Here is a 15,751-nt window from a genome sequence, read left to right as displayed (position 1 = left end):
AAGCTAGATAGCAGTCTTGGACAGGACCTCCGCGCTGTCAACGCCCACAATCCCCCCAAATTGGGTGCATTCAATACACGCGCACCCGAAAACAATTGATCCGCGCATAAACACACCCGCCGCGGGTGTGTTTCCCCCCTCCGAGTCCCCCACTATGGGGGTGTTTCCACTGAATCGCTACACACGAGGAATCGAACCATACCTACCGTGCTGTCAATCCCGCTTTGCGCAGCAACGAAATCCCATGGCCTCAACCAGCCTCCGGCTGAGATGCCCTCCAACACTGTGTCCGGCCTGGTCACTCCCGCGATACCCGGTCGGAAGTGTCCCGCTGCGGGGGCCTCGGGCCGAAAGTCCCCCAAATTGGGGGAACTCGTTTTCTCGAATCCCCACTACTGTGGGTCGGTTGTCGCCGGGCTGGGCAGATCAGCGCCATACACGCCGAAAGGAGCATCGACCGCCGGCCCGGGCCCGACATCGCGTACCGACTTGTCGCCCGCCCTGGGCGTGTTCGTCTCGGCATCTGCCGGAGGGGAGATCATGGCTAATTCCAGATTCGCGGTTCCGCCGCTCAATACCGGCAGCGAACCCTCGCACATCGGTGACTATGTGCGTTGGATCCGTACCAGCGCCAGAATGACCCGCCCGGATTTCGCGGCTGCCATCGGAGCTCATGCCGGCGCGGTCCAGAAATGGGAGCGACACGAACGAGAACTCTCACCGGAATCGGTCGAGCGGATCCTGGTGAATATCCCCGACAGCAGGATCGTCGCCGAGGCACTCATCGCGTTGGCCAGACCCGAAATCGTTCCAGCCGCTCCACGACATCGACTGGTCGCCGTCACCGATGACGACCGAGACCACCTCGAAAATCAGCGCGGTCCCGCCGCACTGCTCGAATTCCCCTACTCCGACATCGTGGCCGTCAACCGGCAGTGGGCCGCGCGACTGCCGGGTTTGGTCCCCGACCCTGGCGTCCACGACCAGCCCGGGTCGGTCAATCTGATCGAATACCTACTCGACGACACCAGCGAACGCATCGAGAACCGTCTCGACCTCGTCCATGCGCTGTTGTTCGAACTGAGGATCATGCGACCGTTCACCGATCCCGAGCGGTTCGCCGCCCTGGTCGAAACATACCGGCATGCAACCGATTTCGATCGGCTCTGGAATACCGATCCACCGCGGCACGTGATCGACGACGTCAGCATCGCTGTCTGGGATGCCGAGGACGGTCGCGCAATCAGGTACCGGGTTCGCAGCAGTCGCCGTAACCAGCATCTGCGCGGGCCCGCGCACACCGTGTACGCGCTCTACCGGCCACTCCCACGGTCCGGGCCGGGCAACGAGGTGCTGCGGCGGTTACACAACTGCGCGGTCGCGACATATCAACGCGATCTCGTACCGCTGAACACCCCCATATTGGGAGCCTCGCGACGTTGACCACCCCGTCGAAAACCTTGAACGCTTACCCGCAAGCATCGATCACCGAACGCAACGCGCACTCGGCGATTACGCGACCATGAACGAACACGGGGAATTCACACACAGCACCGAATCGCCGTGCGTCGAAGCCGCATTCCGCGCGTGACTTCCACTGTCGCCGTGTGCATCTGCGGCCTTCTAGCCACGTCGCTTCGGTTCCATCGACTTACCTTCCGCACATCATCGAGGAGTATCCCGACGATCCAACCGCCCGGGATGTAGGCCTGGGAGCGGATTCGATCCGCGCACCGCACAACTCGATACGACAGTTCGGCACTCCGGAAATGTCGGAAGCCCCTGGCAGGCAACGCCAAGGGCTTCACAGTCCAACACCGGCAAGGCCGCACGCCTTACCGCCGAACTGACACTCCCCCAACACGAGAGGACCAGTCGTGAACGACAGGTCTGACGATACCGCACGCCCCCATGCCGTGTCAGCCACCCGCAGAGCCTGTTCCGCGACGCTACTCGGCGCGCTCGACCACGTACTGTTCACCGCACCGTACGTGCTGATCAAGCCCGACAACGACAGCGTGGGAATCGCTCGCGACCCGCACGAGGCCAGCGCCGCGGTCCGAGACGGACCAGCCGTCACCATCGCGGCGATGCTGAGGCCGGGAATATTGGCCGCCGACATCGATCCCGATCCCGCCGACGAGATCCTCGCCGACGTTTGCGCGGAGATCCTCGTCCGCTGGTGCGTCGAGAACCAACTGCCCTACCTGGTACGCGAGTCCGGCCGCCCGGGAGGCCGCCACGTCCTCACCGTCGCGCCCGATCCACAACACGACCAGTCCTGGAACCGACTGTGCCGGAGCCTGGCCCGTCGATTCCGTGTCCCGATCGACAACCGCACCGGCAAAGCGCTGCGGCTGCTCACGGCGCCCCACCGAGCCGGACGAACCGCCGCCGTCATCACGACGACGATGACACCACGCCACGTGCTCGAAGCCCGAACACCGCACACCAGAGTCAGCCATCCGCAGCCGACCGTGCGCCGCTCACCCGGGCGTGCGGTGATCGGGCCGCGCGATCAGTCCCGGTCCGGACGTGAATACGGACTCGCCTGCGCCATGGCCAGACTTGGCTACACCGCGACCCAGGCATGGAACCACCGGGGATTCGCTGCCGGGAAGTCCGCTCAACGCGGACAACTGTGGTGGCGACGCTATCTCTGGATGCCCGCGGTCACCACCGTCGCCGCCGAACAAGGCGCCACCGCCGAGGAAGCCTGGCAGCGAGCACAAACCGCGGCACCGTCGGGCTGCCGCAGACTCACACGCGACGGATGGCAAGGACTGTGGGAACGCGCCGTCGCCGAAGCCCGCACCACCAGGCCCCGCCGCTACCGCGTCGACACACCCACAGGCACGCCACCTGACTCCGCGATCAACACCATGCGAGCAGGTTTGCTCGGAGCCGCAGAAGCATCCGCAGCCGTGCGAGCCCGTCGACCTCAACAACGCCACAGTGTCGCCGCCGTTCTCTACGCCCTCGCGCCAGCGATCGTTCGACACCAAGGCGCCGTCAGCATCCGAACGCTGGCACTGCGTGCCCGACTCGACCCCAAGACGGTACAGTCCGCCCTCACCATCGCGATCAACGCCGGCCTGCTCGAAGTAGCCCACACCTTCGAACGCGGTGCCACACCGAGTCGCAGCTACCGCACCGGACCGGCCGCAGCTGCCTATCTCGAGCAGACGGGTCAGGAAACTTCCACCAGTAGCTGTAGCACCCCTCCCCCGCTCGGGCACTGCAACCCCGAACGCCTCCAACGCCGCCTGAACACCGACCGCCTGCACTGGACCACCCAACCCCTGCCGCCAGCTCTACCCGAGCACTCTCCCGAAGCGAAAGTTCTACGCAGCTACCGGTTCCAACGCAGTTGGTGGAACACCTGCACCCCCGCCGAACAGACCACGCATCGCAGACGCCGTCGACGAATGCTGCGCAGCCTCGACAGCGCCGAGCTTCTCGGCTGGCGTAGGTGGCTGGCTCGACGTGAACACATCACGCGGGCCGCCGAACACGCACTCGCGCACACGGCGACACCGCGAGACTGGACGGTCCTGGCCACCGCACCAGCAACCTTGCATCGAGGTATGCAGCACTTACAGTGCGGAACACACCGATCACCACAACCGCCGACGCCGACCGGCGCGGCCACCGCCGGCGAATGCGACATCGCGCCTCAGACGATTGATGGCTCCGAGATCCCCGAAAATGCCCTCAAATTGGGGGACTTCGAGCGGTTGTCACAGCGAGGCCGGTCCAGTTATCTGGAAAGACCAGAGAAGGTCACCGCCCGGCAACCCCGATCGACACCCACCGGGTCCTTCTCCACCCCGACCAACCAAATCCGGTCGCCTCACGGCCGGTCCTGCAACGACGGGAACGCTGACACGTTCCCAGACGGAGACCCCCACATGACTGTCCTCGGCGACCGACGTCTGCTCACCCCCGCGCCTCTGCGCAGCACTCGAGTCGGTGATCTGACAGTCACCTACATCCCCGACGGGCACACGCCATTGGATGCCCGAAAGTGGTTCCCCGACAGCACCGAAGATTTCTGGACCGACAACAGCGACTACCTCACCGACGGGTCTCTCACCGCCAGCGTCGGCGGACTACTCGTCCAACACCGAGACCGGGCGACGCTGATCGACGCAGGATTCGGTCAACCGTTCGGGTTGACCGAAGTCGAAACCGAGTTCGGCACCCTTCAAGGCGGCGCGATGCTCGCCAACCTGAACGCCCTCGGTGTCGACCCGAACAACATCGACACCGTCGCGATCACCCACCTACACGCCGACCACCTCGGCCTACTCTGGCAAACCCCACCCGGATCGAGCACACCACCACTGATCGACGCGCAAGTCGCCGTCTCCACACCCGACTGGGACCGACACGACCTCGCCCACGACCAAGGCACACTGGCCGCCATGCTCGAACCCTTCACCGACCAGGTCGTCACCGTCGACCCAGGCGACGAGATCTTCCCCGGAGTACGGGCGTTATCGCTGCCCGGACACACCCTGGGCCACCTCGGCTACGACATCGTCTCCCGCGGTGAACGCCTGATCGTGCTCGGCGACGCCATGCACTCCGACCTACAGATCACCCACCCCGACCTGGTCTGCGCCGTCGACCACGACCGCGCACAAGCCGTCCAGACCAGACACCGGCTCATCCGGGAACTCCAGCAGCCCGCGACACTGGGCTTCGGCGGCCACTTCGCCGACCGCCAGTTCGGCACCGTCACCGACCAGGACGGCATCGCACGATGGATCCCGGTCACACACTGACCGCACCACCGAACAGGTCTGCGGTAGTCTTCGGGCTCGACACGGCGGGAGACCGCCCTGATGGGGAAAGCATTTCGAATGCGTTGGGGTAGAAGCGCCTTAAGGTCCGGCGTTGCTGTGTTCTTCCTGCTGCCCGGCTGCACGAACACCGTGGCCGGGCAGGCGGTAGTGGCCGCCCGGGACATCGACCAGATCGTTGTGTTCAACCCGTGTCGGGGAGAAGAGTTCGACGAGGCCCTGCGTCGGCCGGTTTGGACCCGGCCACCAGACATGTCGTCACCGACGCACCCGAAGGTCCCGCGTCGTGGCGGGTCTGCAACTGGCGACCTCTCGATGTTCGCCAGCACGGATCCGCCAAACTGGTCGTGACTCTCTTCTCCACCAGCCACACCCTCTACGAACTACGCACGAAGGAGAACGCGGTCATCCTCGGCGACACCCCAGTCAACAAACGCCAAGGCCTGGTGTCCCGTGAACGACTCGACCCAGGTACCTGCTACGTGTCCTTCGACGCTCAACAAGGTATGTTCGAAGTCAACGCCGGATGGCTCAGCGACGAAGGCACACGAGTCGGCGAACCATGCCAGATCGCACAACAATTCGCACAGGCACTCGAACCACACCTCCCGAAATGAGTCCTCTAGATATGACGATCCGCCGTTTGGCCGACCTGCGGGTCGACGTTGTCTGGCTGTAGTTCAGGTCTCCGGATTCGCGGATAGCGGGTACATACCTGCTCGGTGTGACGAATACTGAGATCATGCTTGGAAGAGTGAGTGCTGCGGGAAGATTCGTGAATCGAAGGGCTCGCGATTCACGCGCACCGTCCATGCAGGCCTTCGCTGCCGTGATAGGCTTAGTCGCCAGCATCCTCCAGGTGGTGGCATTTGGGGTATGGGGAGTGCGGCTGGCGCTGATTTTCACCCCCGTATTCTTCCTGATATTCACGTCTGCAGTTTGGCCCTATTTCCGCCCTACTGCGAGAAACTCGTCATTGGCCGCTTCAAGGCGCCGAACAGCGCTGATCGACGTAGAGCATCGCACCAATACCGCGTATCGCGTTGCGCCAGATCAGGTGATCACGAACGCGCACGGCCCGATTCTGATCTCGGGCATCCTCGATCAGCTGTTCCAGCACCATCGTGACGCGATCCTCCGATTCGTCGATGAAGGCCACACACTTCGTGTCATGCTGATTCACCCGACGAAGGTTGCCAGCTCGCTGAATAATTCATGGGCAAGTCATAATGCGGAATGGATGAGCTATTGGCGAACCAATTGTAATGAGGCTCTCGTTGCTCTCGACGCAATTATCGGGGCGGACCTGCATACGCATCCTCTTGTGCGAGTTCGCTTCATGACTGAGCTGCCGCCCTACTTCGGCATTCTCGTCGGTGATCCGAACGCACCCAACCTGGTGCGCCGGAACCCGCATGTTCGCGTCCAGCCGCTGGCAGTCAGCCAGTTCATCGGAAAGGGCACCGTGATGTCCTTCGAGCGCACCCGCAACCCAAATGAAACGCCCTATGGCTACTTCAGTAAAGACTTGGAAGCTCAATGGAGCGTCGCAATCGACGACGTGGACCTCGTACAAGAGCGCGTGGCAGCACTCCTTGGCAGGTGATGGCAGCAGGTTTCAGGAGTGTCCGGTAGCCTTCGGATCCCGATACTGTGCCTCCGGATTGACCGCGATCAGCGAGCCCCTGTCAGATCGTGCACCAGCGAACGCGATCGTTCGGGCCGTCGGCGATGAGAACACCGCCGGTCGGATGAACAGCGTCCCAGCTCGGACGGTTCATTGTCGCGGCGGCACCGCTTGGCCCGTGTCGCCGAAGTCTCTGGTCCTCGCGACCGTGGTGCTGATCCTGCGCGACTGGAGCGAACTCGTCACCGTCGCCGCCCAACCCACCGGTTCCTACCACCTGCAACGCATCCTCACCGGCCACCCCGGCGACACCCCACCGTGCCCCGAACGCTACGACCGGCTGCCCTGCGTCACCGACTTCGACGCCTACGGCACCCCCAACGACGAACCCGACACCCTTGACCGGCTCACTCCCTATCCCCTCGCCGCACTGGCCGCGACACGGCTGGAAACCGCCCGATAGGCCGTCAGCGCGCGCCACGGTCGACCTCGACGACGGCTACCTCGCACGCGGTCTGGCCGCGCGCGCCCGTGACCGCGAAGCCAGCACCGACATCGACGCACTGTTCGCGCTGTTGGACGAAAAGATCGACGCCGCACTACTACTTAGCACCGACCTACTCTCCCAACCACCCGAAACGAGTTATCCCCGCAGTTCTACTAAAGTTTGCTACCGTGATCGACGATCAGAAATTTCGCCGCAATGTTTTCCGGCGTGCCGCTGGCCCACCCCCGATTGTGGATGTTCGCGCGCTGCCGCAACCGCACCGCGGTCTCCGCGCGGCGTGTTGCTCGATCGGTGGACCGACTGGATGATCCGCAGTCCCACCTTCGCCCTCAGCTTCAGTGGATCGTCACGTGACTTTATGTCAGGGATACCCTCAGCTGTGCGCGGATCGATGCTGAATGCCTCAGATAGGGGTTCGACGAGACTGCTGGCTCAGGTCGCCCCGGACGTGAACGCATCGAACCGTGTCGCATATCGGCAGTGGCTGTCTCGATCGCCTCGACTGCCTCAGGGGCGATCTTCATGCCCGGCGCGGTCGAATTGTCCTGTACTCGTGTGTATCACGGAACCGCCTCACTCCCGGCCGTGCAGGGCAGTCCTGACCGTTATCGGCTCCGAGGGCGTGCGGCGCGCTGCCCGGCTGGCGCCGGTTGCGCCGAGGTGGCCGAGTCCAATGTTTCCGATGGCATGCGAAAAGTACTTGCGTGCAGGCGGGTTGGCGTGGACAGGCGCGCCGACTGGTGCTGAACGCCGTATCATCCGGCCACGTCGACACGGCCGCTTACCGTGACGGCGGCGGCACGAATGTTGGGGGCCATCGGGTGTCGTCGTCGTGGACGGTGTCGGTGAGGTTTGCGGCGGTGAGGTCTACGCCGCGTAGGTCCGCCACGCGTAGGTCCGCGCCAGCCAGGTTCGTGCCGGTCAGGCTGGCGCTGCCGAGATTCGCGCCCATGAGGGACGCGCCGCGCAGGCTCGCGCCGGTGAGGTCCACGCTCATCTGTCCCGCGCTGGTGAGGTTCTCCCTGACCAGTCCACGCTGGTGAGCTTGGTGAAAGACAGGTCCGCACCGTTCAGATCGGCGTCGCGCAGGCTTGTGGCAGGCAGGGTCGCGCCACTCAGATTCGCTCTGGTGAGGTTCGCATTTCGCATACTCGCCACGGCGAGGTTCGTACTTCCCAGGTCCGCGCCTGTCAGGTCCGCGCCGGTCAGGCCCACACCGCTGAGGTTCGCCCCGACCAGGTGGGCGCCGTTGAGGTTCGCTTCGTCCAGGTGTGCCGTGGCGAGGTTCGCATTCGTCAGGTCCGCGTTGCCGAGGTTCGCCTCGTCCAGGTCCGCGCCGTTGAGGTTCGCGCCGGTGAGGTCCACGGCGAACAGGTTCGCGCCTTTCAGCCTCGCGCGTGCAAGGCATGTCGCGTGGAGGTCTATTTTGTCGGTGTCACGATCGCGGGTGGCGCTCCGACGCCCGATAGTGGTCAGCGCGGCTTCGATGTCCACCGGTCTCGCATCGTCCTGGTTCGGACATCCGGCCGCGGGGGCCTGGGTGCGAACGAATGCCGCGATGACCGCGAACACTGTCTCGTAATCGTTCGGGGAGTCATCGGCGAGGCGTTCGAGCAGGTAGACCCCGGAAAGTCGGACATTGATCTTGTCGGAGGCCAGTTGTTCGGCGGCCAGGCGGAATCGGTCGATGAACGCGTTCTGTTGCGAGAGCCCGTATTGGCCGTTGGTCGCACGCAGAGATTGGTTGGTGAGTAGAGAGCACCCACGGTTCCCACCGCCACCATGAGCGTGGCGATCGTGGTCAGCGCCGCACCGAGTTTGGGCCACCCCGACCAATGCAGCAAGCCCGCACGTGAGACCGGCCCCGCGGGTGGGTCTTCCGGAGCGGGTGGTGGCGATGGAGGCTCGGGAGGTATGGGTGGGTGTAGCGAGCGGCCGCGTCTCGCAGTCGGGCCACCTCGACGCCGTCCGGAAGACGTTCCCGCCGTGGTCATCCAGTCTCCCCCAACCCGGTCCGTCGTCGCCAACATAGCCCGGAGTCGCTTCCCCTGAAACGGGATCCGCAGAACCGGCCGAACGGTGCCCCATCGAATGGGCCACCGCGGACGCGCGACAACCTCTCAAGGGTTGTCGTGACGCTCGGAGTCGATGACGTCGTTCAAACCCTCGCGGCTGCCTTCGCCGTGGCGGGTTCGTCCTTTGACACTGCGGATCACCCGGCCGACCGCCGTCCTGACCGCGTCGGTGACCAGGCTCGTCGCGACTCCTGCCGGTATCGAGACGATGATCGTCACGATCTCGGAGACTCCGAATCCGTGGCCGTCCTCCTCACTGTCCAGCGATATGGAAATCGCTTCGAACCGGCCTTCGCCGACCCATCCTCGTTGTTCGAACAGCGCAGTCTCCGCACCCGGAGCCCCGTCGATCTCCAGCTCGAGAGTGAACGTCTCACGGCCACTGTCGGATTCATTTTCCGTATTTGTCATGAAATCTCAATCTCTTTTTGTAATATTCTTCCGTCTTGAAAACAGGTACGCCGTATCCGAATATTTCGAGCCATTCTTTCGAGTATTCCTCGATTCGGATTCGTTGCGAAGTTCTCAACTCGTTCTTGACGTCGCGGATAAGTAGAGAGCCAATGGCGGCGAGGTTGTTGTCCGTGCGCGAAATGTCGGCCTTTCCGAAGAAGGGTCGTAGTGCGTCTCGTCGATGCCTCAAGCTCGACTGGTCCCAGTCGACCTCGTACTCGTTGAGGGCCGCGCCGATGATGCGTTCGAGCTCCATGAATCCGAAGAGCCAGTCGATCGCCATCCACAGATCGCCCGGCGAGACCCCCTTTTCACCGCAGAATGGCTCCCCGAGCAGGAGTTCGACCGCGAAGGCGTCTGCTTCGTCTTCGTGCTGTGTTTTGCGGCCTACGGCTCCTCCGTGCAGGACGATGTGGGCATATTCGTGCGCGAGGATGAAATTGAGTTGGATTCCGGTGGTGACGAGAGTCCAGAAGAAAGCCTGCTCGGAGTATGCGCGCATCACTGCCATGGAGCTCGGCGAGGCACCTCGGTAGAGAGTGACGACGTGTTCGAGCCACACTTTCGTGAATTCGCTGATTTCGGTATGTAGGTCGATCTTGGGGCGTTCGGTGATGGTGAACTGGATATTCCAGATGAAGAGATTGAACGATCGCAGGTACTCGCGCATCAGCGCGGAAACCTGAATCGTCCTCGTCGAGTGAAAGGTTCTCGCGTGAAGTCGGGCATCAGTGGTGGCGACAATTCGCACCTGGTCGACCATCGGGTAGCTCGAACGCAACGCATCGGCGATGGCAGTCCGACTGAGTTCGGCCCATCGTGGCAGTGGTAGGCCCGAGCCCTGCGATTCTTGCAGGGTCGGGCCGGTCGCGAGCGCCAATTCGTAGCATTGCTGGCTGAAAGCCAGCCACTGTTTGACGTCCTTGTTCTTGGCCTGACGGTGCAAGACGACCGCCGACCTGAGGAGGTAGTGGACCAATCCGACATGGTGCAACGGCCTGTCGGCATCGAAGTGCGCGCTCACGTCGAGATCGGGCTTCCGGGACGCCTCCAGCAAGAACGGGGTATAGCCTTCACCATCGGTGAACCATCTGTCTTGTCGCTTCATACGCGCTCACCGCGACCGACGGCCGAAACTCTCCACCACGCAATGTGTTCGGAAGCACGATCGCTCGGCAGAAAGGGCCGTACCCGGCCGTGGCACAAGCATCGAAGCGACGCGCGAATTTCTGTCCGGTCGCAAATCACCTGGACCTCAGTACGATCGACCATCCCCCAGCCAGCCTCTCGATGTCGGGCTCGACCAGGAAAGCCTACCGCTGCGATCACCGCCCCGCCGGTAAGTCGGTGTCGCCGAGGGCTCAGCGATACCTCGCCGCCGCTCCTCAAATCGTCCGCGACGCCTCGTTTTCGAATTCATCTGGGCCAGACGGGTTCGTCATCGACGCGGTGTCCGGTGTGCCGCAACCCGGTGTGCCGCGATCCTCGCGCGGTTCGACGCCGCAGACGAGGTTCGCGGACGGGTTGTCGGCGGATCCGAGCGTCGATTTCCGGTCCACGCGGCGGTAATGTCGGTCGGCATGGCCACGCCCGAGATCGAGCAGGCAACGACCTTCACCGCCATCATCGGCACCACACCGGTCATCATCGTGCTGTCCCGATTCCGTAGCGTGCACATCGCCGAATCCGGCACGCTGTTCACCGCGGACGCCTGGACCACCGCACTGCTCGAGCACGGCGCGCAGCCGATGCTCGACACCGACTTCCTCGGCGACCCGGCGCAGGACTGGACGGACATCATCGGCCCAGGCCTGACCCCGGTGCGGGTCACCGGCCCGGCCGGACTCGGCGAGATCTATTCCGGCGGCGTGGAAGCCGATACAGCGTGGCGCGAGCGGGTCGCGGGTCTGCACCACATCGGCGCGGGCCTGGTCGTCATCAGCGGACCCGCCGATCAGCCGACCCCCGACGCCGCACAGCAGATGATGGAATCCGAACGCCGTATGGATCCGCGGCCGGACAGTGCTGACCAGCTAGTCGACGGCCTTCTTCGCCCCGGTGCACGCAGCTAAGCTGTCAGGAAATCCTGACAAACTGTCGATTGGGGACGATCATGGGGCGAGAGAGCGACGACGGGCGCCACGAGGGCGTGGTGGTTCATGTCTTCGCCGATGGTTGGTACGGCAGCAGCTGGGGAGGTGGACCGAAGGTCACCGAACGCGCCGACGACAGCCAACTGCCTATCGACGACTGGCAGACCCGGTCCTGGGGTGACGTGGTCGCCTTCAGAGCGATCTGCTCCGACCTGCGCCACCACAGCAGGCGGTGCTGGAACGGGCCGAGGTGGACGAGAGTCGCGACAGCGGAAGAGGCCGATCCTGCACGCCGTCGCGTGTACGCGCCCGACCCTTACGGTCTCGACGAGGCCGCCGAGGACCAGATCATGCTCGACTGGCTCGACCACATCGCACCGACGCGCGGCACCTACGAGATCGAGCTCGCCGCGCGCGAGGTCGCCGACGCGCAGGCCCGGCTCACCGATGCCGTACGCGAAGCCCGGGCAGCCGGCGCTTCCTGGGGAGCCATCGGGACAGCCGCGGGCATGAGTCGCCAGTCCGCACACGAGCGTTGGGCCAAGCCGGACCGGCTCATTGCACCTGTCAGGCGATGAGCGCACCTGGGCGAAGTCGCGGCTTGCCGCCCCGGTCGTCTACCGACTAGGTGTCCAGGACGGGTGTAGCTGCATCGTTCGCGCCTCGTTCTCGGTGTACGGACCGCCGATCAGCCGCCCTCCCAGCATGATCCGGTACGAGCCCTGACCGGCAGGGGCCTCGGTAAAACTGAACGGATACACACAACCCCACCTGCCCGGTCCGCCAACGGCCCGAGTCGAGTTTCGCGCTGGTGAGCGTGTTGCCATCAGGGCCGATGAGTGACACCAGGCTGCCCTGCTGGACGAGCGACGATCGATATCCCTGACAGCGGATGCCACGCCGCGCGGCGTCCTCGGGAGAGTCGAGGTCGTGGATATCGACCTCGAGGTTCACCACACCCCCGCTCGCCGAGAACGTCTCCGGCCCCGCTGTGGCCGGCGATTCCGACGAACACCCCGCCACCGCAACACCCACGATGAAAACCCCAACCGCCAAGCGGCTCACGACATCTCCTCCCTGAACCAGGAGATCTTGCCACTGCACACGGCGCCTCCCGCATCAACCCTTCGACGGCAGGGCCGATCGCTTCACCGATTCCGGCGTCGGCGCGCTGAAACGGACCGCGCCGATCCCCGACATGCCGGTCACGAACTGCTCGAGCGACCGCTACGGCATCCTGAGGAGGTTCTACCGAGGACCCCGACACCTATGGCGGCCCGACCCCGGGGCGGTCGCAGTGCTGGCATGCCCGTTGGGATGCCGGGGACGGCAACGCATCTGGACCGCGGGCTGCTCGTATCCACGAGGCAGGTATGTCGGCTCACCGGCCACGCCGGTGATTCGATACGCGGAAAGCGAGAAGGTCGCGATCGGGTCCTTGTGGTCGCGCGTCGAGGCCCCCGAATCGGTAGGGCTCATCGATCGACCGAGCTGACACCCGTGCCGTCCGCTGGCCGACGATGCGCGCGTGGTGTGTCGGTGGTGATCGATATGCTGGTGCGCGGTTGTCCGCCAGCCGGTCCGTACTCGGCCGCCCACGCCGGGCGCGAGTGCTCCACGGGCGAAGACGTCTCAGACTCCGCGGTCCAGAACTTGCTGCTGTGGCGTCGATATCGCTGTGGCGGGGTCGGCGTGGGCGCACCTCACCGGAGAGCGAGCACCCTTTATGCCCCGCGAAACCCGCGCGCTGACCCGCGCCCGCGCCGCCGACCGTGGCCTGCTGTATCAGCAGGCCCGCGCCGAGGTGATCGAAATCCATGCCCGCGCCGAAAGCGACGACATGAGTTTCGCCGAGGCCCAAGCCGTCTACGACGACCCGCTCAACCGATCACTGTGCGATCGGTGCCACTGGACAGTGGGTATGACCTGCCCGGAGTGCGATGGCTGCGGCTGTGACCGCAGGTGCATCGGGTGGCGCCACCACGAGTACATGCACGAAGACGACCGCGCCGACCGGAACGCCTGCCCGGAATGCGGCGGCGACACCACCACGGGCTACGACTGCCGGTGCGACGAATGACCATCGAACACCCGGTCCTCGACCCGATCTCGCTGCTGGCACGCGGTCTGACCGTGTTCCCGCTCCCACCCGGGCAGAAGACCGCCGCGGCGGGTGGCAGCACATCCTGCTCACCGGCGACACCGACGCCATCCGCGCGGCGTGGCCGACTAGAGCCAACATCGGTATCGGCTGCCGCGCGTCCGGGATCGTCGGCATCGACCCGGGCCGCCACACCGACCGCGGCATCAACGCCGGAGCCGACGGCGTCGCCGGGTTCGCTGCGCTGTGCCGACTGAGGAGCCAACCCCACCCGGTCACCTTCGCGGTCGCAACCCCGAATGCGTTCCGCCACTTGCACTTTCGTGTGCCACCAGTCTGACCATGGCGTCGGTGTCGGGCGGGACATCGCGGCTCGGGCCCGGGATCGACATCCGCGGGCCCGGCATCAGGCTGGGCGGCTACCTTGCCGGCCCCGGCTCGGTTGTCGACGGCCGCGCCTACACCATCGACACCGACATGCCCATCGCGATGCTGCCCGCCTGGCTGGCAGCGCTGATCGGAGAGAGAACACGGTGAAATTCCGGATCACCGGCACCCTGGACGAACTGCTGAACAGAAATCGAGACGACCGACAGTCGAGGAGCGAGCACCTTGTCGACGGGCATCGAGTCGTTGCGGAAACCCCTGCCACCTCATGGCCCGATTGTCTGACCTCACCCGGCAGAGTCAAGAACAAAAACGCCTTTGACACGACCTCCCTCCGCTCAGGAATGGCCAGGACGAGGAAGCAGGGGAAGGGAAGTCACCCGGGCGCGAGCCGTGAGAGGCTGGTGTCGTGGTTTCACAGAAGTTGCAGATTGCCCGCTGGGAGAGTCAGCGGCGAGAGGCTCTGGCAGGAGTTGCGGCCGCACTCGATGCCGAGGGTATCGATCTCGACATGGACCCACTGGCCTTCCTCGCCATTCTCGACAGCTTCGTGGCGGGTCAGGACTACGGCGATCTGGACGACGACGAATGGGTATGGCTGCACACCACTCTGGCGGCCTACGTTGCCCAGGTGCTCATCGTAGAATTCGGCGCGGAATGGGACATTGTCGAGGATGCTCGTAGATCGAACTACGTCCTGAGGGTCACCGGCCGCGACGGACTGCGACACGCGGTATCTCCCATGGATGTAGTCCACGAAGACTTCAACGAAGCACTGCCCCCCATCGTGCCGCGGATTCTCGCGAAAGCTGAACTGGCGGCAGGTGTCAGCGTCACACGTCGGTAGCGTCCGCATGCAGTCCGCAGTTGACCCAACCTCAGCCAACCGCGCAAACGGTCCAAACCGCCATTTTCCCAGGTCGGCTCACAGTGCCAACATCACCCAACGATGCCGTGACCTGCAACGATGCCGACGATCGAACTGCAAAGCCGTTTACGCGGGTTCAATTCCCGCCGCTCGCTCGATGACAGGCACCGCGTGCGCTGTCGCGGGTCCGGAGAGACGAAGCGCCGTCGTCGATCCGGGCCCGTCCTCGTCTGGGCCGGTGTTCGTCAGGAAAGACCGGAGAAATCACGTAGGACAAAATGATTGCGGTCGCCGGGAACGCCGAGTGTGTATTCGGGGAGCAAGCTGAAGTATTCGCCGCGTGTCACCGCGCTCCACGCTCGGGCGGCCGGGGTGCGGGTCTTGTAGAAATTCACCATGTAGCCGCCTTCGTACACGCGCAGAAGGGAATAACCGCCCGGGTATTCCCTGACCGCGGCGACTTCCAGGAATTCCACGGCGCAATCCGCGTCGGGACGGGCACGAGTTGCGCCGGGCCCGCGTTCCGAGGTGGTGGTGGATGGCCACAACCGGTGAACGCATCAGCCATGAGTCCCGGCTCGCTCTGCGAGCCAACCCCGGCGAGGTCACCGCCCAACTTTTTCCAGCGGTGCACCGCGGTCACTGATGGATACCGGGACGCATCCCCCGCAAGATGATCGCCACCGCTCGCTGTCGCAGGTCATCACTCCAACCGCCGGTAAGCGCCGACCGGCAGGCCACGCTCAGCAGGGCCGTCAGCTCATCACTTCGCACATCCGCGCGAACGGTTCCGGCGCGCCGAGCCCTGCCGAGCAGTTCCTCCACACTGCC

General features: G+C 64.4%; 18 protein-coding genes. 12 read left to right on the top strand and 6 right to left on the bottom strand.

Translation table 11 applies throughout. The annotated features are described in order from the left end of the window. Positions 1 to 540: 540 nt before the first annotated feature. The 6 genes from DAT37_RS11965 (at position 541) to DAT37_RS11945 (ending at position 6,898) form a co-directional block, all read left to right on the top strand. Positions 541 to 1,443 carry a hypothetical protein gene (locus DAT37_RS11965; RefSeq protein WP_109524846.1) on the top strand — a complete coding sequence of 301 codons (903 nt, stop codon included), beginning with the start codon at positions 541 to 543 and terminating at the stop codon, positions 1,441 to 1,443. A 434-nt stretch (positions 1,444 to 1,877) separates the two neighbouring features. Next, positions 1,878 to 4,790, top strand: a complete 2,913-nt coding sequence (locus DAT37_RS44880; RefSeq protein ID WP_198654204.1) for an MBL fold metallo-hydrolase — start codon at positions 1,878 to 1,880, stop codon at positions 4,788 to 4,790. A gap of 117 nt (positions 4,791 to 4,907) precedes the next feature. Beyond that, complete coding sequence (locus DAT37_RS44875; RefSeq protein WP_198654208.1) at positions 4,908 to 5,159, top strand: hypothetical protein; 252 nt, start codon at positions 4,908 to 4,910, stop codon at positions 5,157 to 5,159. Next, positions 5,042 to 5,425, top strand: a complete 384-nt coding sequence (locus DAT37_RS11955; RefSeq protein WP_157978429.1) for a DUF3558 domain-containing protein — start codon at positions 5,042 to 5,044, stop codon at positions 5,423 to 5,425. The genes DAT37_RS44875 and DAT37_RS11955 overlap by 118 nt, the downstream gene beginning before the upstream one ends. 194 nt (positions 5,426 to 5,619) lie before the next feature. Next, a complete protein-coding gene (locus DAT37_RS44060; protein WP_157978428.1) occupies positions 5,620 to 6,414 on the top strand; it encodes a hypothetical protein in 795 nt (264 codons plus the stop codon). A gap of 199 nt (positions 6,415 to 6,613) precedes the next feature. Continuing rightward, positions 6,614 to 6,898, top strand: coding sequence for a hypothetical protein (locus DAT37_RS11945; RefSeq protein ID WP_109524843.1), 285 nt, complete (start codon positions 6,614 to 6,616; stop codon positions 6,896 to 6,898). Between the two features lie 826 nt (positions 6,899 to 7,724). Here DAT37_RS11945 and DAT37_RS11940 read toward each other — a convergent pair. The 4 genes from DAT37_RS11940 to DAT37_RS11925 form a co-directional block, all read right to left on the bottom strand. After that, the gene (locus tag DAT37_RS11940) at positions 7,725 to 7,940 is read right to left on the bottom strand and encodes a pentapeptide repeat-containing protein (RefSeq protein WP_109524842.1); all 216 of its coding nucleotides are present in this window, start codon (positions 7,938 to 7,940) and stop codon (positions 7,725 to 7,727) included. Then, positions 7,937 to 8,437: a pentapeptide repeat-containing protein gene (locus tag DAT37_RS44055; protein ID WP_198654203.1), complete on the bottom strand. Its 501-nt coding sequence runs from the start codon at positions 8,435 to 8,437 to the stop codon at positions 7,937 to 7,939. The genes DAT37_RS11940 and DAT37_RS44055 overlap by 4 nt, the downstream gene beginning before the upstream one ends. A gap of 626 nt (positions 8,438 to 9,063) precedes the next feature. Further along, a complete protein-coding gene (locus DAT37_RS11930) occupies positions 9,064 to 9,429 on the bottom strand; it encodes a hypothetical protein (RefSeq protein ID WP_109524840.1) in 366 nt (121 codons plus the stop codon). Then, positions 9,410 to 10,579 carry an ImmA/IrrE family metallo-endopeptidase gene (locus DAT37_RS11925; RefSeq protein ID WP_109524839.1) on the bottom strand — a complete coding sequence of 390 codons (1,170 nt, stop codon included), beginning with the start codon at positions 10,577 to 10,579 and terminating at the stop codon, positions 9,410 to 9,412. Before DAT37_RS11925 ends, DAT37_RS11930 begins: the two co-directional genes overlap by 20 nt. Positions 10,580 to 11,051: 472 nt before the next feature. Here DAT37_RS11925 and DAT37_RS11920 point away from each other — a divergent pair, with 472 nt between their 5' ends. The 6 genes from DAT37_RS11920 (at position 11,052) to DAT37_RS11890 (ending at position 14,899) form a co-directional block, all read left to right on the top strand. Beyond that, positions 11,052 to 11,543: a hypothetical protein gene (locus DAT37_RS11920; RefSeq protein ID WP_157978427.1), complete on the top strand. Its 492-nt coding sequence runs from the start codon at positions 11,052 to 11,054 to the stop codon at positions 11,541 to 11,543. Between the two features lie 41 nt (positions 11,544 to 11,584). Then, positions 11,585 to 12,142 carry a hypothetical protein gene (locus DAT37_RS11915; RefSeq protein ID WP_109524837.1) on the top strand — a complete coding sequence of 186 codons (558 nt, stop codon included), beginning with the start codon at positions 11,585 to 11,587 and terminating at the stop codon, positions 12,140 to 12,142. Positions 12,143 to 13,290: 1,148 nt separating this feature from the next. Further along, positions 13,291 to 13,644 (top strand): hypothetical protein, encoded by a 354-nt coding sequence (locus tag DAT37_RS45400; RefSeq protein WP_109524835.1) that lies wholly within the window; start codon positions 13,291 to 13,293, stop codon positions 13,642 to 13,644. 103 nt (positions 13,645 to 13,747) lie between these two features. Next, positions 13,748 to 14,005, top strand: a complete 258-nt coding sequence (locus DAT37_RS46385) for a bifunctional DNA primase/polymerase (protein WP_408637396.1) — start codon at positions 13,748 to 13,750, stop codon at positions 14,003 to 14,005. A 2-nt stretch (positions 14,006 to 14,007) separates the two neighbouring features. After that, on the top strand, positions 14,008 to 14,202 hold the full coding sequence (locus tag DAT37_RS11895) for a bifunctional DNA primase/polymerase (RefSeq protein ID WP_109524833.1): 195 nt from the start codon (positions 14,008 to 14,010) through the stop codon (positions 14,200 to 14,202). A 259-nt stretch (positions 14,203 to 14,461) separates the two neighbouring features. Continuing rightward, a complete protein-coding gene (locus DAT37_RS11890; protein WP_157978425.1) occupies positions 14,462 to 14,899 on the top strand; it encodes a DUF3806 domain-containing protein in 438 nt (145 codons plus the stop codon). 266 nt (positions 14,900 to 15,165) lie between these two features. Here DAT37_RS11890 and DAT37_RS11885 read toward each other — a convergent pair whose 3' ends face one another. Then, positions 15,166 to 15,396 carry a hypothetical protein gene (locus tag DAT37_RS11885; RefSeq protein WP_232839696.1) on the bottom strand — a complete coding sequence of 77 codons (231 nt, stop codon included), beginning with the start codon at positions 15,394 to 15,396 and terminating at the stop codon, positions 15,166 to 15,168. A gap of 163 nt (positions 15,397 to 15,559) precedes the next feature. Beyond that, positions 15,560 to 15,751, bottom strand: a 192-nt coding sequence (locus tag DAT37_RS45395) for an SbtR family transcriptional regulator (protein WP_408637395.1), incomplete at its 5' end; no start/stop codon positions are given.

This window comes from Nocardia aurea, from assembly GCF_003123685.1.
GTDB classification, from domain to species: domain Bacteria; phylum Actinomycetota; class Actinomycetes; order Mycobacteriales; family Mycobacteriaceae; genus Nocardia; species Nocardia aurea.
This window is presented reverse-complemented; position numbering and strand designations above follow the sequence as displayed.